The following is a 20,900-nucleotide window of genomic DNA, read 5'->3' on the forward strand; positions in this document are numbered from 1 at the left end:
AGTCGCATTCTTGCGATGGATTTCAGCGCGCCCACTTCCCGCCCTGAGGTCAACCAGGGGGAGACACAGCGATGTTCACGACCACGACCGCACCCGCCACGACCGCTCCGCGTCCGCTCGCGGCCGTCATGCTCGCCCGCCGCGGAGCCGTCTACCTGCCCTCCGCCCCGGCGGGCGGGTCGCTCGGCAGTGCTGCCGGTGCGGCGCTGCTGGAGGCCGACCTCCTGGACCGCGGCTACCTGATGTCCCCCGCGCTGCGCGAAGCGCTCGCCGGGCGCGGCGAGACCGCGCTGGCCGCCGCGGGCCGCGCGCTGCTGGACGACATCGACGAGGCGCTCGGCGCGGACCGGTCGCACGTGCCGTTGTTCCGCGACTTCCCCATGAGCACGCCGGCCGACACCTTCGCGTTCTACGTCGACCGCGTGCTGACCCTGCTCTTCCAGCACCCGGAGCAGCCGTGTGTCCTGTGCGGCACGGACGGTACCGTCCACGCCGTCTCGCCCTGCGCGCACCTGGTGTGCCGGAGCTGCTTCGACGGCGCGGACTTCTCCGCGTGCCCCGTCTGCCACCGCCGTATCAAGGCCGACGACCCCTTCCTGCGGCCCCGCCGGCCGCGCCGCTTCGGCGGCCGCCGGCGCGCCCTGCCCGAGCGGCTGCGCGTCCTGCACCACGGCGGCGACCTCGCCGCCCGGGACGCGGACGCGCTGCGCGAGCTCCACGGGCTCCTCGCCAGGCCCGGCGCCCTGAGCCCGCAGGACGCCGACGATCTGGCGGCGCTGCTGGAGACCCGCGACCGGGCGGACGTCTCCTGGCTGCCGGAGCACGTCCCCGGCCGCGAGACCAAGGCCCGCGTCCTGGCCTGGCTGCTGGCGGACGCCGCCGCCCACGGGACGACGGTCCCCGCCGTGACCGCCCGCATCGACACGGCGACCGACATCCTGCGGCTGCTCTCCGTGCGTTCCGGCGGCGACCCCGGCCTGGTCGACCTGCCGCGCTTCGTCTCGGTGCCCCGGCCGCTGCGGCGCGCCCTGCTCGGGGCGCTGGAGGGCGTGGCCCCCGACCTCGCCGTGCAGGACATGCGCCGGCACCGGCACGCGTGGCTGCGGGTCGCCGAACTGCTGCACCCCTTCGAGTACGCGGACCGCTTCCCCCGGGCGGCACTGGCCGTCGCGGCGCTGCGCGACACCCGGCTCGCGGACGGCGACGCGCTCACCGCGACCCTGCGGACGGCGGCCGGCGCGGACGCGCGGGTCGACGCGACCGGCACCACGGTCCGCGTGCGCGGCTGGGCGGGCCGGGTCGAGGCCGCGCTGCACGCCATGGACGTGCCGGCGGCCGTCGTACTGCTGGCGCAGCGGCCGGGCGAGTTCGTGCGCCGCCTCGACCACCTGCTGCGGTTGTCGGTCGCCGATGACGCCGAGGACGCAGACACCGTCCTGGCGGCCCTGGAGCCGGCGGTGACCCGGGTCTCGCCCGCCGTGCTGCTGTCCGCGCTCGGCGAGCTGCGCAGCCGCCCCCACGCGGTCCCCACCCGGGTGTTCTTCCCCAAGGGCGGTACCGCCAGGGCGCACTTGGTGGAGGACGACCGGCTGCCGATCGGGGCGGACGTCGTCGCGCGGGCCGTCGCCCTGCTGGAGGCCGAGGTGCTGCGGCGGGCGGCGCAGGGGGAGGCCGCCGACGTCGCCGTCGTGGACGCGGGCCTGGACGGCGTGATCGCGCCGTTCACCGAGCGCACGGCCTCGCGCGCCCTGGTGACGCTGCCGCGCGGCAGCGAACTGCCCGTCCCGGACGGGCGGACCCTGCGGCTGTTCCTGCACTGGATGGAGAGCGAGGAGTCCGGCCGGACCGACCTGGACCTGTCCACGGCCATGTTCGACGCCGAGTGGAACGCGGTCGGCCACTGCGACTACACGCGCCTGCGGTTCGGGGCGGACGCCGCCGTGCACTCGGGCGACCTCACCAGCGCCCCGGCGCCGCAGGGCGCGGCGGAGTTCGTGGACCTCGACCTGGACGCGCTCGCGGCCGCAGGGGTCCGCCATGTGGTCGCGGTGGTCTTCTCGTTCAACAGCGTCCCGTTCGAGGCGCTGGCCGAGGCGTTCGCCGGACTCATGGTCCGCGACCTGCCCGGGGACCGGGGGCCGGTCTTCGACGCACGCGCCGTGGAACAGCGCTACGACCTGACCGGCCGGGCCTCGGCGAGCGTGCCGCTGGTGGTCGACGTGGTGAACCGCACGATGCGCTGGCTGGACATCACGAGGGGCGTCACCGGCACGCACCACTCGGTCGCGCGGCACGGGGACGACCTCGCCCTGCTCGGCAAGGCCCTGACCGCCCAGTTCGCCTCCGGGGCCCGCGTGGGCCTGGGTGAACTGGCCGTGTGGCAGGCGGCCGCCCGTGCGGCGACCGTGCTGCTGCGGCACGCGGACGGCTCGGTGACGGCGTACCGGCGCCGCGCCGGGGAGCTTGTGGCGGGGTTCGCGGCGCGGATCGGGTCGCCGGACGCGGACGGCGACGTCGACGTGCCCGCGGAGCTCGGACGGGTGCGGCTGGCCTGGCTGCTCCGGGGGGACCTCGAACCGGCCGAGGGCGCTGAGGTGTTCGCGCTGCACCCGGCGGGGCTGGACGCGGCGCGGGTGCGGCTGCGGTCGGCGGCGGACGTCGTCGCCGCCCTGACCCCGACCCCGGCCCCGGCGGCCGGGTGAGGCGCTGAGTCGCGGTCTCTACGGTCGTACGCGGGGCGGGCGTTGCCGACCCGGCGCACTCTTGTCCGCCCGGCCGCAAGAGGGGCCTTCCCATGTGCCTGGGCGAGTGCGCGTTCGGCTCGTCCAGCGTATGGAAGGCCGTGGGGAACACGGGGTCCTCGCCGTGAGGCCTGCCGGCACGTGATTCGGCAGGCCTCATCAAAGGGCTGGGGCTGCAGACCAATCATCGGGCGCCGAACAGCCCAGACTCCGTCAGCCTTACGCGATGTGGTCTTCCATCAGCTGACTGTTGAGACGGGCCGTGAGCCGGTCGTGGATGGTGCTCAGTTCGCGACCGGAGTAGCGGACCCCGTACACGGCCTCGATGTTCGCGGCGAAAGCACCGGGTGTGGGCATGCCCTCGCCCTCTATCGACTGCCGGAACACCCGGTACAGGTCCTCGTCCGACGGCATCGCGTCCGTTATGCCCTCGCCGAGAGGACGCGTCCCACCTGCGCCGTTCGGCACCTGTACGGACGGCTCCGGCGCCTGCTCCTGGACCGGCACGGGCATTGGCTCCGGAGTGGGCTCCGGCTCGGGAGCGCGCGGCTGCGGTACCGGGGCCTGCTGCATCCGTCCATTGGCGAAGGCCTGATGCTGTGGCGGCGGATATGCAGAAGGCTCGCTGTTCGGGGCGTAGCCGCCCCGGTACTGCACGGGCTCAGGAGCGGCGAACCACTTGCTCGGCTTTTCCGCCACATCTGCCTGCGTCGGTGCCTGTGCGGGCGTCATGGCCCGGGCGGCCCTGGACTCGGGATCGGGCACTACGACGGCAGGAGCCACTGCTTGCGCGGGCCGTAGCCGCGGCTCGGTTCCTGCCGCCGTGAGGCTGGCCGGGGCCGCGGCAGGGGCAGGGGCGGGGGCCGGAGCCGGGAGGTCGATGCCGGCGGCGGCGAGGCCGATGGCCGCGGTCTGCTCCATGGGGACCCCGTACCGGGCGAGCTTCAGCGGCATCAGGGACTCGACGGGGGCCTTGCGGCGCCAGGCCCGGCCGTAGCGGGCGCGCAGCCGGGCGCGGTAGACGAGACGTTCCTGCTCGACCCGGATGACCTCGTCGTAGCTGCGCAGCTCCCACAGCTTCATGCGCCGCCAGAGGCGGAAGGTCGCGAACGGGGCCAGCAGCCAGCGGGCGAGCCGGACCGACTCCATGTGCTTGTCGGCCGTGATGTCGGCGATCCGGCCGATCGCGTGCCGGGCCGCCTCCACGGAGACGACGAAGAGGATCGGGATGATGCCGTGCATCCCGACGCCCAGCGGGTCCGGCCAGGCCGCCGCGCCGTTGAAGGCGATCGTCGCCGCCGTCAGCAGCCACGCGGTCTGGCGCAGCAGCGGGAAGGGGATGCGCAGCCAGGTCAGCAGCAGGTCCAGCGCGAGCAGGACCACGATCCCCGCGTCGACACCGACCGGGAAGACGTTGGCGAACCAGCCGAATCCCTTGGCGAGCGCGAGTTCGCGCACCGCCGCGTACGAGCCCGCGAAGCCGATCGCTGCGATGATCACCGCTCCGGCGACCACCACACCGACCAGGATGCGTTGCGTCCGGTTCATGCGTATCGCGGACACCCGCGACCCTCCCAGGCTCGGAAACTGGCCCGCCCAGCCTGCCACACGGGGCAACGGGCAGGTTGCCCAAACGGGGTGTATCGGTACAGCGGATCCCGCAGTTGTTACGCGTTCGCCGCCGCGACCGCGGTGGCCGCCTCCTTGGCCGCCTTGAGCGCGCGGGCCTTCAGCCCGGACCCGGCCGGGGTCTTCGCGTCCTCGAGGCCCGCGCCGTTGTAGGTGAGCACCAGCACGGCGTTCCCGGTGCGGGCGACGACCGTGACGTCCCGGTACTCCTCCTTGTCCTTCTTGACCGTCGAGGTGACCGCGGTGCCCGCGTCCCACACGCCGTCCACCGTGACCGGAGCGCTCTTCGCGCCCTTCGCCCGGCCGGCCTCGGCGACCTGCTCGGCGTAGCGCCGCTTCGCCTGCTCCTCGGCCGAGCCGAGGCCCGCGACCGTGTCGTAGCGCTGGAGCGAGACGTCCAGCCACCGGTACTGGTAGCCGTCCAGGCCGTTCCACGAGCAGCCGCCGCGCTCGTCGCGCTCGGCGGAGTGGGCGGGGGTGCCCGCGGGCTTCTTCGCCTTGGGGACGAGCGACGTGACCGTCTTGGCGCCGATGACCTCGCAGGGGTCGGGGAGTTCGGCGAACTTCGCGGCGACGGCGCGGGCCGACGGTGACGCGGACTTCGACGCGGGTGCGGAGGCGGTGGCCGCCTTCCGCGCGTCGTCCTTCGACGAGTCCGAGCCGGAGGAGCAGCCGGCGACGAGCATCACCGGCACGGCCGCGCCCACGAGCAGGCGGGCGAGGTGCGGGGCTGATCGGTGCATGGATCCTTCGCTCATTTCGTTGCGTGTCATGTCATGGCACAAACGGCCAGACTACGCGCTTCGTCTCATTCGTCGAGTTGATCTGCCAGCTCCGCGGCCACCTTCCGGGCGCCCAGCTGCAGCTCCTCGCTGGGTGGTTCGACCGATTTGTCCGTGGACCACTGGGAGAGTTCGACGGTGACCAGGACGTTCGCCATGCGGAAGACCACGGTGATGTCGCGGTGGAGTCCGGAGCCCTGGTTCTTGAGGACGTCGTCGAGGAAGGCGCCGTCGCCGAGGTCGTCGAGGGTGCGCGGCGAGATGTCGCCGGTGGCCGTGACGGAGGGCGAGGGGGTGTCGGAGGGCGCCGGGTCGCCACTGGGTGAGCCGGGCGGGCTCGCGGTGGCCGAGGCGGAGGCGGCGGCGTCGGCGGGCGCCGTGGCGGCCGGGATGTGGGCCTCCGCGACCCGGCTGTCGTAGTCCGCCGTGGCCTGGTTCTCGTCGCTGACGGATGTGTCGTACGACACGACCCGCTCGAGGTCGATGTGGAGGTAGCGGTTGCCGAGGTCGGTGCGGCCGGTCCACTTGCAGCCGACCTTGCGGTCCGTGTCGAACGTCACGGTCGCCTCGCCCGCGTCGTCGTCCGCCTCCGGCACGAACTTCGCCAGCGTGTCCGGGGCGATCGAACCGCACGGCTCGGGCAGCACCCGGTAGCGGCCGGGAGGGGCCGCCGGGCTGGACTGCCTGCCGTCCGGGGTGTCGCCGTTGCGCGCGCCGTCCCCGGTGCCGCCCGACCCGGTGCACCCCGCCAGTGCGGCGACGGCGAGCGCGGTCGTGCACGCCGCGGCCACCAGGCCACGGACCCGGTGGACACGGTCTCCCGTTGGCTGCACTTGAGGTGGCCCCTTCCTCCGGCGATCGGTCCGGCGCCCGCGTAAATCCCTTGGCGGGGGTGGGCGACGGGTAGACACAATGTCTACCGCACACGCTGCGGCCGTCGCCGGATCACCGGTCTGTATGGCTGACTTCGTCCTTTATTTCGCTTTCCATCGCGACGTGTTGTTCGCGTCGTCCTGATGGATTCCACCGTCCGTCCCAGGGGGGATCGAGATGTCGTACACACAAGTGCCCGGAGTGCGGGTGCCGATCCGCATGTGGACCGACCCGTCCGCGGTCGAGGACGTCGCCATGCAGCAGCTGCGCAACGTCTCCTCGCTGCCGTGGATCAAGGGGCTCGCGGTCATGCCCGACGTCCACTTCGGCAAGGGCGCCACGGTGGGCTCGGTGATCGCGATGCACGGCGCGGTCTGCCCGGCGGCGGTCGGCGTGGACATCGGCTGCGGCATGAGCGCGGTGCGGACCTCGCTGACCGCCAACGACCTGCCCGGCGACCTCTCGCGGCTCCGCTCCAAGATCGAGCAGGCCATCCCGGTCGGCCGCGGCATGCACGACGACGCCGTCGACCCCGCCCGGCTGTACGGCCTGTCCGCGGCCGGATGGGACCGCTTCTGGGACGGCTTCGACGACCTCGCCGAGCCCGTCAGGTTCCGCCAGGAGCGCGCGACGAAGCAGATGGGCACGCTCGGCTCCGGCAACCACTTCATCGAGGTCTGCCTCGACGAGGACGGCGCGGTCTGGCTGATGCTGCACTCCGGCTCGCGGAACATCGGCAAGGAACTCGCCGAGCACCACATCGGCGAGGCCCAGAAACTGCCGCACAACCAGGGCCTGGTCGACCGCGACCTGGCAGTCTTCATCGCGGACACCCCGCAGATGGCGGCCTACCGGCGCGACCTGTTCTGGGCGCAGGACTACGCGAAGCGCAACCGCGCGATCATGATGGCCCTGTTCCAGGAGGTGCTGCGGCGCGAGTTCCGCAAGGCCAGGGTCACCTTCGACCAGGTCATCTCCTGCCACCACAACTACGTGGCGGAGGAGCGTTACGACGGCATGGACCTGCTCGTCACCCGCAAGGGCGCGATCCGGGCCGGCAGCGGCGACCACGGCATCATCCCGGGCTCCATGGGCACGGGTTCGTACATCGTCCGCGGCCTCGGCAACAGCGACTCCTTCAACTCCGCCTCGCACGGCGCGGGCCGCCGGATGAGCCGCAACGCGGCGAAGAAGCGGTTCTCCACGCGGGACCTGGAGGAGCAGACCAAGGGCGTCGAGTGCCGCAAGGACTCGGGCGTGGTGGACGAGATCCCGGGCGCGTACAAGCCGATCGAGAAGGTGATCGAGCAGCAGCGGGACCTCGTGGAGGTCGTCGCCAAGCTCAAGCAGGTCGTCTGCGTCAAGGGCTGAGCGGGCGGGGGCGGCCCGTGTCGTGCGCCGTTCGGCCGGGTGCGGACCACGTGGTCCGCACCCGGCCGCGCCGTTCCTTCGGGGGGTACCGGAACGGCACCGAGTCCGGGTCCCGCGCGCCGGCGGCGCCGTTCGCCTCCCTCGCGGACCCCGTCACCCCTACGGCTCCCGGTGCACCCGGTGCTGGGCGGCCTGGGCGCGGGGGCGGACGACCAGCAGGTCGACGTTGACGTGGGACGGGCGGGTCACCGCCCAGGTGACGGTGTCGGCGACGTCGTCGGAGGTGAGGGGCTCGGCCACGCCCGCGTAGACGGCGGCGGCCTTCTCCTCGTCCCCGTGGAAGCGGGTCAGGGCGAAGCCCTCGGACTTCACCATGCCGGGGGCGATCTCGATCACGCGGACCGGCTCGCCCAGCAGCTCCAGACGGAGGGTGCCGGCGAGGGCGTGGGTGCCGTGCTTGGCCGCCACGTAGCCGCCGCCGCCCTCGTACGGGGTGAGGGCGGCCGTGGAGGAGAGCACGACCACGGTGCCGTCACCGGACGCGATCAGCCCGGGCAGGAAGGCCTGGACGGTGTGGAGCACGCCGAGGACGTTGACCTCGTACATCGTGCGCCATTCCGCGGGGTCGGCGGTGGCGACCGGGTCCGCGCCGAGGGCGCCGCCGGCGTTGGCGAACAGGACGTCCACCCGGTCGAGCGAGGCGGCGAGCGCGTCGACTGCGTCGCGGTCGGTGACGTCCAGGGCGACGGCGGCCGCCGAGTGGCCCGCGGCGGTGATCTCCTCGGCGAGCGCTTCCAGGCGGTCGGCACGGCGGGCGGTGAGCACGACGTGGTAGCCGGCTTCGGCCAGCCTGCGGGCGGTGGCGGCGCCGATGCCGCTGCTCGCGCCGGTCACGACTGCGGTACGGGGGCTCATGGTCGTGCTGCCTTTCGCCGGTCGGGGGTCGGAGGTCCGAGGTCAGGGGGTCGGGAGGGGCAAGTGCCCGCCTACGCTTGCAGCATAGGCGCGGTGGCGCCGCGCCCTCTCGGTGCGGTCCGCCGGGTGGACCGGAGCACGGACACCTCGGGCGCCCATCGGCGTGGCGGTCCCGGCACCGCCGGGTGCGACCGCCCCGCCGGCGGTCCGCGCGAGCGGACCGGCGAACGGACGGAGTGACGGCGCATGGATGGACCGAAGAACGTCCTCGCGGTGGTCGCGCCGCACGTCGGGGGCCGTCGCATCGGGGCCGCCCTGGCCGGGCTCCTCGAGGGGCGGGCTGCCGTCACCGTCGTCGAGTCCGCGGACGAGGACCCGGACGCGCTGGCCGCGGCCCGTGTGATCATGACGGCGCTGGCCCCCGTGACGGCCGGGCACCTGGCCCGTGCGCCCGTCCTGGAACTCGTCCAGTGCACCAGTCACGGCCACGAGCACGTGGACGTCGCCGCCGCCCGGGCCCGGGGCGTGCCCGTGTGCACCATCGGCTCCAGCGGGGTGGAGACGCAGAGCGTCGCGGAGCAGGCCTTCGCGCTGATGCTCGCCCTCGCCAAGCGGATCGTCCCCGGGCACGAGGCGCTCTCGCGCGGCGAGTGGCCCCTGCCGGACCTGCAGCGCTCGCTGACCGGGCTGGACGGCCGGGTCCTCGGGGTGATCGGCTTCGGGGCGATCGGGCAGGCCGTGGCCCGGCGGGCCGCCGCCTTCGGGATGACCGTCCTCTACACCTCGCGCGGGCCCGTGCCGGCCGCGACCGAGCGGCTGCTCGGGGCCCGCGGCGTGCCGCTGGAGGAACTGCTGGCGGGTGGCGACTACGTCTCCGTCCACGTCCCGCTGAGCGACGCGACCCGGCACCTGCTCGACGCCCCACGCCTGGCGCTGCTCAAGCCCACGGCCTTCCTGGTCAACACCGCCCGGGGCGCGGTCGTCGACCAGGACGCGCTCGCCGACGCCCTGGAGGCCGGGCGCCTGGCCGGTGCCGGGCTCGACGTCTTCGACCCCGAGCCCCCGGCCGCCGGGACGCGCCTGCTGCGGGCGCCGAACGTCGTCCTGTCGCCGCACGCGGGCGGGGCGACGCGGGACACCCTGGTGCGGATCGCGCAGGCCGCCGTCCGCAACGTCGTGGACTTCCTCGACGGCCGTCCGCCGCGGGACGTCGTGACCGCCGCGGAGGCCTGACCGGGAGGCCGCGGGACGTCGTGACCGCCGCGGAGGCCTGACCGGGCCGCGGCACGCCTCAGGCGCTCTGGTCGCCCTCCACGTTGGTGCCCGGGCCGAGACCGGCGAGCGCGTCCTTGGCCACCGCCAGGGCGGCGTCGCGGACCTCGGAGTCGTCCGGCGCCTTCTTGTTCTCGAAGTCGCTGCCGTTGTAGGTGACGGTCACGACCGCGTTGCCCTTGCGGAACACCACGACCGCCTCGCGGGTCTGCTGCTTGTCCTCGGTGGACAACTCGACCGACAGGGACGCCTCGTCACCGATGCCGGGGGCCGCGATCGACTTCTTCAGGCGCTTGTACGAGGCCTTCGCCGCCGACTCGCCGTCCTGGCCGCCGCTGGTCGTGGACACCTCGAAGGTCACGTCGAGCCAGCGGTAGTCGAAGCCCTTCAGGGCGTTCCACGAGCAGCCGGTGCGGTGCGAGGGGTCGGTGAGGGACAGCTGCTTGCCCGCCGTCTTGGCCTCCGGCACCAGCTTCTTGATGGTCGCGGTCTTGATCGCGGTGCACGGCGCGGGCGGCTTGGAGTAGGTGGCGGGCACGTCTTTCGAGCCGTCCGATCCGGAGTCGGAACCGCCGGAGCCGGAACCGGAGTCCGGGCCCGAGCCGGAGTCCGACCCGGACGGTGCGGCGGAGCCGGTCTGGGATCCGTTCGCCGACGTGCGGCCGGCCTCCTCGTGGGACGAGGAGGCCATCGTCCAGCCGACGATGGCGAGGATGGCGGTGGGCAGCAGACGAGCCGCCAGGGTGAGGGGCAGGGACGCCACGGCGGTCTTCTCTTCGTCGATCCTGAGGAACCTGGGGCAGAGGAGGTGAACGTGGGGGACGTGGGGCCTGAGCGTACGACGTGAAGATGAGATTGCCATATGAAAGTGGCCCGGGAACAGACCAGGCGTGTAGGGGTTGCGGCACCCGGCGTGACGGGTGTAGCCGCACGCCCCCGGAATACGGGTGCGCCGGGGCCGCGCGGCGCCCCAGGATGGCGTCATGACGGACCCGCTGTGGGACGACGTGGCCGACGTCTTCGACCCGGCCGACATGGGCCGGCTGCCTGACCTGTACATCCCTGGCGTCGGGGTGGCCGGGTGGCAGGCCCTGCTCGACCTGGTCGTCGACCGTGGCTGGTGGTACGCGTACGACGAGGGCGGCCGCGTCCTGCCCCTGCCCACGGCCGCGCGGGTCCTGGCCCGGCCGGCCGACGGCGAGGTGCCGAACCTGTGCGTACGCGTCGGCCCGGGACCCGGGTTCCACGCGGTCTTCCGCTTCCTGTCCGACGAGGTGATCGACTTCGACGTCGACCTGTACGAACTGCGGGACCAGGAAGGGCTGGACGCCTTCTGCGGCTTCCTCCGGGCGATCGGCCGCCGCCTGGACAGGACCGTCTTCCTGTGCCCGGAGGGAGGCGGCGAGGCGATGGCCGTCCTGTGGTACGAACCGGGCGCGGACCGGATCGCCGTCCGGCACGACCGGTGACAGCGTGGGAGCGCTCTCCTAGCATGCGGGGGCATGAGGAGCCTGACCAAGCGTGAGCTGTCCGCCGACCAACTTGCCGCCCTGCTGCGGGAGTCGGCGGGGCTGGACTGCAGCGTGGAGGCCGAGCTGACCGACGGCTGGTTCAACGCCGCCTACCGGGTGCGGCTCGACGACGGGCGTCCCGCGGTGGTGAAGATCGCCCCGCCGCCGGACGCCGACGTGCTGCGCTACGAGCGCGGCATCATGGCCACCGAGGTCATGGCGCACCGCCGCATCGCCGCCCTCGGCGACGTGCCGCTGCCGGAACTGCTGCACGCGGCGCCGGACTTCATGGCGCTGTCGGTCCTGCCCGGCACCGCCTGGGACAAGGCGGCCGACCGCATCCCCGCGGACCGGCAGGCAGCGCTGCGCCGTGAACTCGGCCGGATCGTGGCGCGGCTGCACACGCTCGCCCCGGAGGACGGCCGGTACGGCTACCCGGCCCCCGAGGCCGGACTGTCGGCGGCCGACTGGCCGACGGCGTTCGCCGCCATGGTGGACGCGATGCTGGAGGAGGCCGGGCGCCGGGGCATCCCGCTCGGCGTCGCCCCCGGCGAGGTCCGCGCGCTCGTCGCGGAGGGCGCGGACGTCCTCGCGGAGGTGACCGAGCCGCGGCTGGTCCACTTCGACCTGTGGCCCGGCAACGTCTTCGTCGCCGACGACGGCTCCGCCGTCACCGGACTCATCGACCACGAGCGGGCCTTCTGGGGCGACCCGGTGGCCGAACTGGTCTCCCTGGCCCTCGGCGGTGACGCCGGCCCCGGCAGCGACCTCGTCGCCGGCTACCGGGAGGCGGGCGGCACCCTGGACTTCGGGCCCTCCACGCTGCACCGGCTGGCCCTCTACCGGGTCTACCTGGGCCTGATCCTCGTCGTCGAGTGCGGTCCGCGGGGCTACCCCGCCGACCATGCCGACCACGTCCGCGGCGTCCTCGGCGGGTGGCTCGCGGAACTCGGGACCGTGACGCGGGACGAGGTGTCCGGGGCCTGAATCCCCGGCCGAAGCGGCGGACACCGCCTGGGCCGAGCCCCCTTCGGCGGGAGCTACCCCGCGGCGCTCGTGGGCTGTTCCACCACGTTCCGGCCGCCGAGCGGTGCCACCCTGCCCGACGGGTCCGCCGGCTGACCGGGCGTCAGCCCCGGGCCGGACGCCGGGAGGGACGACGGGGCGGAGGCGGGGGAGGCGGTGTGGGCCGAGGCGTGGCCGGCCGCGTGGGCGGAGGTGTGGGCGGAGGTGTGGCCGGCCGCGTGGCCGGAGGTGTGCGCCGGGGCGGTGTGCGGGGTGGGGGCCGCGTGGGCGCCGCCGGACTGCTGGGCGGTGCCCGGGGCGATCGCCATCGGGGCGGCGGAGGGCACCGCCGCGGTGACCGCGCGGGTGGCCTCCGTCTTCGGGTGCTCGTCCTTGTCGGGCGCGTGGCTCACCCCGAACCGGGTCCGCAGGTGGTGCCCGGCCGCCTCGTCGAGGCTCACGGGCCGCTGCAGCCGCACCGCCAGCCGGCTCGCCTCACGGCCCAGCGCCGCGAGGTCCTCCCACCGCAGGTGCACGACGAGGGGCAGTTCCGCCTCGCCGTCGGGGAGCGCTTGGAGGCCCTGGAAGGGGACGTTGCTCTGAGTGTTCATCGGCCGGTCCTCACCGTCGGCTGCAGTGCGGTACGCCAGGGGATACGCACCCCGGCACCGGAACGTTCAGCCCGCGCCCGCGCGGCGCCCGCCGCGCGGCGGGGATGATGGGAGCGTGCGCACCCTCGGCATCGACCTCGCCGCGAGCCCCCGGACGACCGCGGTCGCGGTCGTCACCTGGCCCGGGGACGGCACGGCCGCCGTCGCCCCGCCGCTGCTCGGCTGCGCCGACGACGTGCTGGTGGACCTGCTGTGCGGCCTGGAACCGGGGGAACGGGCCGGGGTGGACTGCCCCTTCGGCTGGCCGATCCCCTTCGTCGAGGCCGTCGCCGCGCACGCGGCGGGTACGCCCTGGCCGGGGCGGGGCACCGACAGCACCGCCCACCGGGCGACCCTGCGCCACCGCCGCACCGACATCCTCACCCACGAGGAACTCGGCGGCCGGTGGCCGCTGTCCGTCGCCTTCGACCGGCTCGGCGCCACCGCCGCCCGCTGGGCCCACCTCGCCGACGAACTCGCCGCCCGGGGGCGGCCGGTGGCCCGCGACGGCTCCGGCCGGATCGCCGAGGTGTATCCGGCGGCGTCCCGCAGACGGTGGGGCCTGGGACCCGAGCGTTCCTCCGCGGCACTCCTCGCGGCCGCGCCCTGGCTGCGCTGCGGGCCGGCCGAACGCGCCGCGTACGACGGCAGCGAGCACGCCTTCGACGCCTTGATCGCCGCCCTGGCCGCCCGCGCCGTCCAGCGGGGGCTCACCCGCGCCCCGTCCGGTCCCGAGCAGGTCCGTGCGGCCGGCGTCGAGGGCTGGATCCACGTCCCCCACGCGGCCACGCTGCCCGACCTCCCGTAGCGTCCGCCGTCCCGCTGCGGGCACGGCCGGTTCAGTGGAGGCGGATGGCCAGGGTGACGACCGCGCCGACCGGTCCCGGACCGATGGTGAGGCGGTCGGTGACCAGGCGGGCGAGCCACAGGCCGCGTCCGGGGCGGGAGTCGAGGCCCGGGAGCAGTTCCGGGATGACCGCGGCGTCGAAGCCGGGGCCGTGGTCGACGACCCGGCACTGCGCCTCGCCGTCGGCCCGGCGCAGCATCAGGCGGCCGCGGCCGCCGCCGTGGACGATCGCGTTGGAGGCCACCTCGTTCACCGCCAGGACGAACTCCCCGCGGCGCGCGGCCGGGAGGCCCGCCCACGTCGCGAACTCCTCGGTCAGCACCCGCAGCCGGGGCAGGTCGCCCTCCGCGAAGTCGTGCTCCAGCCAACAGCCGCCGGCAGCCGGGTCGCCGGCGGACGGTTCGCGCAGCTCGTCCAGCATCAGCCGCTCACCTCGATCAGCGTCAGCCCCGGCAGGGACGGCGCGCCCAGCCTGCGCAGCAGCGTCAGGTGGAAGGCCGAGCAGCGGACCTCCACCCGCACCCCCCGCTCCCCGGCGGCGGCCACCAGCGTCAGCAGCTCCGCCGCGCATCCCACGTCGAGGAAGTGCAGGTCGCGCAGGGCCAGCACGAGCCGCCCGCCCTCCGCGGTGCGGCGCAGCGCGTCCCCGACCGCGCCGCGGAACCGTTGCCGCGTGCTGAGGTCGGCCTCGCCGAGCAGCCGCAGCAGGCCCTCGGCGCGCGTCGCGTGGAGCGCGCCGAGCCGGGTCAGCAGGTTGCGGGGGTGCGCCTGCGCCATCGCGTCGAGCACGTCCCCGGTGAACCACCGGCGGTCGTAGGCGCAGACCTCCGCGTACGGGCGTCCGGCGAAGAGGTGCTCGGCGTGCGTCTCGCGGTGCACCATCGCGTCGATGGGCGCGCCCATGTCGCGCACCCAGTGCATGTCGATGTACGCGCGCAGGCCCGCGTACCCGTCGCGGACGGCGCGGTCGGTCTCCTCGGCGAGCCGGCCCTGCTGCCGTACGGCGGTGAAATCGCGGTCCGGGCTCACCAGTTCGCGCATGCTGCTCAGCACGAGCTGTCCGCGCCGCCGCGCCGACCGCACCCACACGTCGGCGTCCCCGGCCCGCCCGGCGTCGTCGGCCGGCCCCAGGTGCGCCAGCACCTCCCGGTCCGGCACGCCGGGGGCGGCGAAGACCATGACCCGTTCGCCCGCGGCCAGGCCGAGCCGGGCGAAGGCGGCCAGGACGTCCCAGCGTGTGTCGTCGCCGTCGTAACTGACGAACGCGTGGTCGCCGGAGCGCATCCGCTGCACCGGCACGACCCGCACATCCGCGGCAGGCATCCGTGCTCACCCCCAGGTTTCCGAGCTGCCGAGGCTAGGAGCGCGCGGGGCGGGACCGCCAGGCGGGACCGACTCTGCCCGGGATCGCGCGGGGAACGACCGCGGGTACGCCGGAGCTGCCCGTAAGCGCCCGTCCGTCAACGCGATGTGACGGGCGGGTGATCACCGGGCCCGGTCCGGCCGTCCCGGGGGCGTCCCGGATGCGCCGCGCGGGGGATGCGCCGCTCCCCGCCGGTGGTCCCGTGCGTGCCGGGACGGCCGGACCGGACGCGCGAGGAGGCGGTTTCCGGCGCCCCGCCGAGGCCCGGCACGGCTGTGAGAGGGACCACTTGCCCTCTTTTCGACAGGCCGCGGGGATTAAGCCCCGGTAAACTGCCTGTCCGCCATATGTGACGCCAGGTGGGAGGACCCGTCGCCCGTCCGTCCGGGACGGCCGCGGTACGGGACACCGGGCGTACGCCGAACGCGGGGACGAGCCCGCGCGCAGGGACGCCGTGGTCCCCGGCCGGCCGGCCGAAGCCACCCGGCACCGCAGTGGTCCTGAGCCTTTGGAGGGTTTGACATGCGTCCGTCTCTGGCCCTGAGCGACCGGAACAAGATGCCCCGCACGTCCGCCGCCGCGCCACCCACCCCCGGCTCGCCCGAGCCGGGCAGCGCCGCATGACGCTCGTCGAGTCGCCCCTCCCGCTCCGGGAGGAGCCCGCGCCCGCGGGCGTCACCGGTGTCCTGTGCGCACCCGGCCCCGCTCCGGCGCTCTTCCGGGCCGGCGACGCCGCCCCCGAGCGCACCCTGCTCGGGGTCCTGGCCGCCACCGCCCGGGCACACCCCACCGCGCCCGCCGTCGACGACGGCACCACGACGCTGAGCTACCGCACCCTCGCCGCCGCGACCGAGCGCCTGCGCCGCCGCCTGGCGGAGGCCGGCATCGGCGCCGGCGACCGGGTCGGCGTACGGGTCCCCTCGGGCACCGCCGACCTGTACGTGGCCGTGCTCGGCGTGCTCTCCGCGGGCGCCGCCTACGTCCCGGTCGACGCCGAGGACCCCGAGGAACGCGCCCGTCTGGTCTTCTCCGAGGCGCAGGTGTGCGCGGTCATCGGCGAGCACCTCACCATCACCCCGTACGCCGAGCCCCACGGCACCGTCGGCCGCCGCCCCGGCCCGGACGACGACGCGTGGATCATCTTCACCTCCGGCTCCACCGGCAGGCCCAAGGGCGTCGCGGTCACCCACCGCTCGGCCGCCGCGTTCGTCGACGCCGAGGCCCGGCTCTTCCTCGCCGAGGAGCCGCTGGGCCCCGGCGACCGGGTGCTGGCCGGGCTCTCGGTGGCCTTCGACGCGTCCTGCGAGGAGATGTGGCTGGCGTGGCGGCACGGCGCCTGCCTGGTGCCGGCGCCCCGCTCCCTCGTCCGCACCGGCCTGGACCTCGGCCCGTGGCTGGTCGAGCAGGGCATCACCGTCGTCTCCACCGTGCCGACGCTGGCCGCGCTGTGGCCCGTCGAGGCGCTGGACGACGTCCGTCTGCTGATCTTCGGCGGTGAGGCCTGCCCGCCGGAACTGGCCGAGCGGATGGCCGTCGAGGGCCGCGAGGTGTGGAACACCTACGGCCCGACCGAGGCCACCGTCGTCGCCTGCGCCGCCCAGCTCACCGGCGAGGGCCCGGTCCGCATCGGGCTGCCCCTGGACGGCTGGGAACTGGCCGTAGTGGACGCCCACGGTGAACCGCTGCCCATGGGCGCGACCGGCGAGCTGGTCATCGGCGGCGTCGGACTCGCCCGCTACCTGGACCCCGCCAAGGACGCCGAGAAGTACGCCCCGCTGCCCGCCCTCGGCTGGGACCGCGCCTACCGCAGCGGCGACCTGGTCCGCGCGGACCGGGAGGGCCTGGTCTTCGTCGGCCGTGCCGACGAGCAGGTCAAGCTCGGCGGCCGGCGCATCGAACTGGGCGAGATCGACGCGGCCCTGCAGGCGCTGCCCGCCGTGGCCGGCGCGGCCGCCGCCGTGCGCACCACCAAGGGCGGCAACCAGATCCTGGTCGGCTACGTCGCGGTCACCGAGGACTTCGACCAGGCCGACGCGCTCGCCCGGCTCCGCGAGGCGCTGCCCGCGGCGCTCGTCCCGCTGGTCGCCGTCGTGGACACCCTGCCCACCCGGACCTCGGGCAAGGTCGACCGGAACGCGCTGCCCTGGCCGCTGCCGGGGCTGGACGTACCCGCCGCGGACCTCGCCGGCACCCAGGGACTGCTCGCCGGGATGTGGGGCGAGATCCTCGGCGCCCCGGTCACCGGGCCCGACGCCGACTTCTTCGCGCTCGGCGGCGGCAGCCTGACCGCCGCCCGCCTCGTCTCCCAGCTGCGCACCCGCTACCCCGCGGCCGCCGTCGGCGACATCTACCAGCACCCCACCCTCGGGGCGCTCGCCGCCCGCCTGGACGAGGCCGACGCGCGCCGCACCGCCGCGCGCCCGGTACGGCCGGTGCCCCGGCGGGCCGCCACCGCCCAGCTGGCGCTGATGCTGCCGCTGCTCGTCCTGGCCGGTCTGCGCTGGGGCGTCGTGGCCGCCGCCATCGGCAACGCGCTGCTCCTGGCCGGCCCGCTGCCGTGGGTCCCGGCCGTCTCCTGGTGGTGGGTGCTGGCCGGCTGGGCGCTGCTCATCAGCCCCGCCGCCCGGGTCGCGATCTCCGCCGGCGGCGCCCGGCTGCTGCTGCGCGGGGTGCGCCCCGGCACCTATCCGCGCGGCGGGGCGGTGCACCTGCGCCTGTGGGCCGCCGAACGCCTGGCGCAGGTCAGCGGCGCCGTCAACCTCACCGGTGCCTGGCTGAGCCACTACGCCCGCGCGCTGGGCGCCAAGGTCGGCGACGGCGCCGACCTGCACTCGCTGCCGCCGGTGACCGGCATGCTCAAGCTCGGCAAGGGCAGCGCCGTCGAGCCCGAGGTCGACCTGTCCGGGCACTGGCTCGACGGCGACCTGCTGCACATCGGCAAGATCCGCGTCGGGGCGGGCGCCACGGTCGGCTCGCGCAGCACCCTGCTGCCCGGCGCCCGGATCGGCAAGCGCGCCGAGATCGCCCCCGGCTCCGGCGTCGTCGGCGCGGTCCGGGCCGGGCAGCGCTGGGGCGGCGTGCCCGCCGTCCGCACCGGCAAGGCCCCGCACCGCGGCGGCGACGCCCGGCCGCCACGGCGGCTGCGCTGGGCGGCGGCGTACGAGGTGACCGCCTTCCTCCTGGAGCTGCTGCCCGCGGTGTCGGCGCTGCCCGCCCTGCTGGTGACGGCCTGGTTCCTCCACGGCACCGGCGCCGCGCCGCTGACCGCCGCGCTCGCGGCCGTCCCCCTGGCCACGCTCGCCTGGCTGCTGACGTACGCCCTGCTGGTACTGGCCGGGGTGCGCCTGCTGGGCGTCGGGCTGCGCGAGGGTCACCACCCCGTGCACGGCCGCGTGGCCTGGCAGGCGTGGACGACGGCCCGCCTGATGGACCGGGCCCGCGCGCACCTGTTCCCGTTCTACGCCAGCCTGCTGACGCCGGTGTGGCTGCGGGCGCTCGGCATGAAGGTCGGCCGCCACGTGGAGGCGTCCACCGTCCTGGCGCTGCCCACGATGACCACCGTCGGCGACGGGGCCTTCCTCGCCGACGACACCATGGTGGGCAGCTACGAGCTGGGCGGCGGCCGGATGCGCATCGCGGAGGCCCGGATCGGCAAGAAGGCCTTCCTCGGCAACTCCGGCATGACCGCCCCCGGCCGCTCGGTGCCGAAGAACGGCCTGGTCGGCGTGCTCTCGGCGACGCCCAAGGGCGCCAAGGCGGGCAGCTCGTACCTGGGCATGCCGCCGATGCGGCTGCCCCGGGTCCCCGAGGAGGGCGACCGCAGCCGCACCTTCGCGCCGCCCCGGCGGCTCGTGCTGGCCCGCGCGGCCGTCGAGCTGTGCCGGATCGTGCCCGTGATGTGCGCGGTAGCGCTGGTGGTGCTGGTGCTCGCCGGGTACGCGGCGGTCGCGGGCCGGTACGGGGTGCCCGTGGCGTTCGCCGCCGGCGGGGCGCTGCTCGCGGGCGCCGGGGCGGCCGCGTGCGCGGTGGCCGTGGTGATGAAGTGGCTGCTGGTCGGGCGGGTGCGGGCGGGCGAACGCCCGCTGTGGAGCTCGTTCGTGTGGCGCAACGAGCTGGCCGACACCTTCGTCGAGGTGCTGGCCGTGCCGTGGCTGGTCGGCGCGGTCGGCGGCACCCCGCTGATGAACCTGTGGCTGAGGTGCATGGGGGCGCGGATCGGGCGCGGCGTATGGTGCGAGACGTACTGGCTGCCGGAGGCGGACCTGGTCCGGGTCGGGGACGGCGCGACCGTCGGCCGCGGCTGCGTGGTACAGACACACCTGTTCCACGATCGGATCCTGCGGATGGACGAGGTCGTCCTCGGGGAGGGCGCGAGCCTGGGCCCGCACGGCATCGTGCTGCCCGGCGCGACGGTCGGGGCCCGGAGCGCCATCGGCCCGGCCTCGCTCGTCATGCGGGGCGAGGGCGTGCCCGAGGGCACCCGCTGGCTCGGCAACCCGATCTCCGCCTGGCACACAGAGGGGGCCCGCACAGGGTGAGCAACGGCAAGCGCGTGCGTGGCGGGGCCGTCGTCCCCGCCACGCCCGGGGCGGAGGTGTCCGCGGACCCCTACTTCCCCGAGCACGGCAACGGCGGCTACCGGGTCACCCACTACGACCTGGAACTGGACTACCGCCCGGCGGCCAACCGCCTGTCGGGCCGGGCCCGGATCTCCGCGGTGGCGGACCGGGCCCTCTCCGCGTTCAGCCTCGACCTGGGGGCGTTCCGCCTGGACCGGGTCCTGGTCGACGGGCGCCCCGCCCGCTACACCCACCGCGCGGGGAAGCTCCGCGTCAGGCCCGCGAAGGCGCTGCCCGAGGGCCCGTTCGCGGTCGAGGTCCGCTACGTCGGCAACCCGAGGCCCGTCCGCTCCCGCGACTGGGGGGAGCTCGGCTGGGAGCAGCTGGAGGACGGCGCGCTCGTCGCCAGCCAGCCGATCGGCGCCCCGTCCTGGTTCCCCTGCAACGACCACCTCGGCGACCGCGCGGGCTACCGGATCACGGTGACCGCGCCCTCGCCGTACACCGTCGTCGCCAACGGCGGCCTGGAGTCGTACCGGGTGGGCGCCTCCACGACGACCTGGGTGTACGACCAGCCGCGGCCGATGCCGCCGTACCTGGCGACCGTGCAGATCGGCCAGTACGAGCTGATCGACCACCTCGGCGGTCCGCTGCCCCAGCCGGCCGCCGTACCGCCGCGCCTGACCGCGGACTTCGCCCACGACTTCGGGCGCCAGCCGCGGATGGTGGAGCTGTTCACCGAGCTCTTCGGGCCCTACCCCTTCGACGAGTACGGGGTCGTGGTGGTCGACGAGGAGCTGGAGGTGCCGGTCGAGGCGCACGGGCTGTCCGTGTTCGGCCGCAACCACCTGGACGGGCGTCGCGGTTCCGAACGGCTCGTCGCCCACGAACTCGCCCACCAGTGGTTCGGCAACAGCCTCGCCCTCGCCGACTGGCGGCACATCTGGCTCAACGAGGGCTTCGCCGCGTACGCGGAGTGGCTGTGGGCGGAAGCCTGCGGCGAGATGACCGCTGCCCGCAACGCGGCCCGCGCCCACGCCAGGCTCGCCGCCCAGCCCCAGGACCTGCGGCTCGCGGACCCCGGTGTCCGGCGCATGTTCGACGACCGGGTCTACAAGCGCGGTGCCCTGACCCTGCACGCGCTGCGCACGGTCATGGGCGACCCGGCGTTCTTCCGGTTGCTGCGGGCCTGGACCGCCGCCCACCGCCACGGGACCGTGACCACCGGGCAGTTCACCGCCCTGGCGCAGGAGCACACCGACCGGCCGCTGGAGGCCCTGGTCTTCCACCCGTGGCTGCACGGGACGCGGCTGCCCCGCCTGCCGGCCGGGGGAGCGTGAGCGACGTGCCGGAGGCCGGGGGAGGGACGGCCGCCCGCCCTC

At 75.0% G+C, this 20,900-nt stretch carries 16 protein-coding genes; 8 read left to right on the forward strand and 8 right to left on the reverse strand.

Annotation, left to right across the window (positions count from 1 at the left end; translation table 11 throughout):
* Positions 1-71 precede the first annotated feature (71 nt).
* A complete protein-coding gene (locus ACZ7MY_RS29400; protein ID WP_499606313.1) occupies positions 72-2,702 on the forward strand; it encodes an MXAN_6230/SCO0854 family RING domain-containing protein in 2,631 nt (876 codons plus the stop codon).
* A 258-nt stretch (positions 2,703-2,960) separates the two neighbouring features.
* Here ACZ7MY_RS29400 and ACZ7MY_RS29405 read toward each other — a convergent pair whose 3' ends face one another.
* The 3 genes from ACZ7MY_RS29405 to ACZ7MY_RS29415 form a co-directional block, all read right to left on the reverse strand.
* Positions 2,961-4,289, reverse strand: a complete 1,329-nt coding sequence (locus tag ACZ7MY_RS29405) for a DUF2637 domain-containing protein (RefSeq protein ID WP_499606315.1) — start codon at positions 4,287-4,289, stop codon at positions 2,961-2,963.
* 119 nt (positions 4,290-4,408) lie between these two features.
* Positions 4,409-5,113: a DUF3558 family protein gene (locus ACZ7MY_RS29410; protein WP_499606317.1), complete on the reverse strand. Its 705-nt coding sequence runs from the start codon at positions 5,111-5,113 to the stop codon at positions 4,409-4,411.
* 65 nt (positions 5,114-5,178) lie between these two features.
* A complete protein-coding gene (locus tag ACZ7MY_RS29415; protein WP_499606318.1) occupies positions 5,179-5,985 on the reverse strand; it encodes a hypothetical protein in 807 nt (268 codons plus the stop codon).
* 217 nt (positions 5,986-6,202) lie between these two features.
* Between ACZ7MY_RS29415 and ACZ7MY_RS29420 the strand changes: the two genes are divergently transcribed.
* The gene (locus ACZ7MY_RS29420; RefSeq protein ID WP_499606320.1) at positions 6,203-7,396 is read left to right on the forward strand and encodes an RtcB family protein; all 1,194 of its coding nucleotides are present in this window, start codon (positions 6,203-6,205) and stop codon (positions 7,394-7,396) included.
* A 159-nt stretch (positions 7,397-7,555) separates the two neighbouring features.
* On the opposite strand, the gene ACZ7MY_RS29425 is transcribed toward ACZ7MY_RS29420, so the two are convergent.
* Positions 7,556-8,311 carry an SDR family NAD(P)-dependent oxidoreductase gene (locus ACZ7MY_RS29425; protein ID WP_499606322.1) on the reverse strand — a complete coding sequence of 252 codons (756 nt, stop codon included), beginning with the start codon at positions 8,309-8,311 and terminating at the stop codon, positions 7,556-7,558.
* A 246-nt stretch (positions 8,312-8,557) separates the two neighbouring features.
* Between ACZ7MY_RS29425 and ACZ7MY_RS29430 the strand changes: the two genes are divergently transcribed.
* The gene (locus ACZ7MY_RS29430; protein WP_499606323.1) at positions 8,558-9,544 is read left to right on the forward strand and encodes a 2-hydroxyacid dehydrogenase; all 987 of its coding nucleotides are present in this window, start codon (positions 8,558-8,560) and stop codon (positions 9,542-9,544) included.
* A 58-nt stretch (positions 9,545-9,602) separates the two neighbouring features.
* Here the strand turns inward: ACZ7MY_RS29430 and ACZ7MY_RS29435 are convergent, their stop codons facing one another.
* A complete protein-coding gene (locus ACZ7MY_RS29435; protein ID WP_499606324.1) occupies positions 9,603-10,346 on the reverse strand; it encodes a hypothetical protein in 744 nt (247 codons plus the stop codon).
* Positions 10,347-10,566: 220 nt separating this feature from the next.
* On the opposite strand from ACZ7MY_RS29435, the gene ACZ7MY_RS29440 reads away from it, so the two are divergent.
* Both ACZ7MY_RS29440 and ACZ7MY_RS29445 read left to right on the forward strand, forming a co-directional pair.
* On the forward strand, positions 10,567-11,052 hold the full coding sequence (locus ACZ7MY_RS29440; RefSeq protein WP_499606326.1) for a hypothetical protein: 486 nt from the start codon (positions 10,567-10,569) through the stop codon (positions 11,050-11,052).
* A gap of 33 nt (positions 11,053-11,085) precedes the next feature.
* Positions 11,086-12,081, forward strand: coding sequence for a phosphotransferase family protein (locus ACZ7MY_RS29445; RefSeq protein ID WP_499606328.1), 996 nt, complete (start codon positions 11,086-11,088; stop codon positions 12,079-12,081).
* 53 nt (positions 12,082-12,134) lie between these two features.
* Here the strand turns inward: ACZ7MY_RS29445 and ACZ7MY_RS29450 are convergent, their stop codons facing one another.
* Positions 12,135-12,710 (reverse strand): hypothetical protein, encoded by a 576-nt coding sequence (locus tag ACZ7MY_RS29450; protein ID WP_499606330.1) that lies wholly within the window; start codon positions 12,708-12,710, stop codon positions 12,135-12,137.
* 115 nt (positions 12,711-12,825) lie between these two features.
* On the opposite strand from ACZ7MY_RS29450, the gene ACZ7MY_RS29455 reads away from it, so the two are divergent.
* Positions 12,826-13,557, forward strand: coding sequence for a DUF429 domain-containing protein (locus ACZ7MY_RS29455; RefSeq protein WP_499606332.1), 732 nt, complete (start codon positions 12,826-12,828; stop codon positions 13,555-13,557).
* 31 nt (positions 13,558-13,588) lie between these two features.
* Here the strand turns inward: ACZ7MY_RS29455 and ACZ7MY_RS29460 are convergent, their stop codons facing one another.
* Together ACZ7MY_RS29460 and ACZ7MY_RS29465 are read right to left on the reverse strand one after the other, a co-directional pair.
* Positions 13,589-14,017, reverse strand: a complete 429-nt coding sequence (locus ACZ7MY_RS29460) for an ATP-binding protein (protein WP_499606334.1) — start codon at positions 14,015-14,017, stop codon at positions 13,589-13,591.
* Positions 14,017-14,919: an MEDS domain-containing protein gene (locus ACZ7MY_RS29465; protein ID WP_499606336.1), complete on the reverse strand. Its 903-nt coding sequence runs from the start codon at positions 14,917-14,919 to the stop codon at positions 14,017-14,019. The genes ACZ7MY_RS29460 and ACZ7MY_RS29465 overlap by 1 nt, the downstream gene beginning before the upstream one ends.
* A gap of 660 nt (positions 14,920-15,579) precedes the next feature.
* Between ACZ7MY_RS29465 and ACZ7MY_RS29470 the strand changes: the two genes are divergently transcribed.
* Together ACZ7MY_RS29470 and ACZ7MY_RS29475 are read left to right on the forward strand one after the other, a co-directional pair.
* Positions 15,580-19,497 (forward strand): Pls/PosA family non-ribosomal peptide synthetase, encoded by a 3,918-nt coding sequence (locus ACZ7MY_RS29470; protein WP_499606337.1) that lies wholly within the window; start codon positions 15,580-15,582, stop codon positions 19,495-19,497.
* Complete coding sequence (locus ACZ7MY_RS29475) at positions 19,494-20,858, forward strand: M1 family metallopeptidase (protein ID WP_499606338.1); 1,365 nt, start codon at positions 19,494-19,496, stop codon at positions 20,856-20,858. The genes ACZ7MY_RS29470 and ACZ7MY_RS29475 overlap by 4 nt, the downstream gene beginning before the upstream one ends.
* The last annotated feature ends 42 nt before the right edge of the window (positions 20,859-20,900 follow it).

The organism is Streptomyces sp. NPDC111520 (assembly GCF_055635295.1).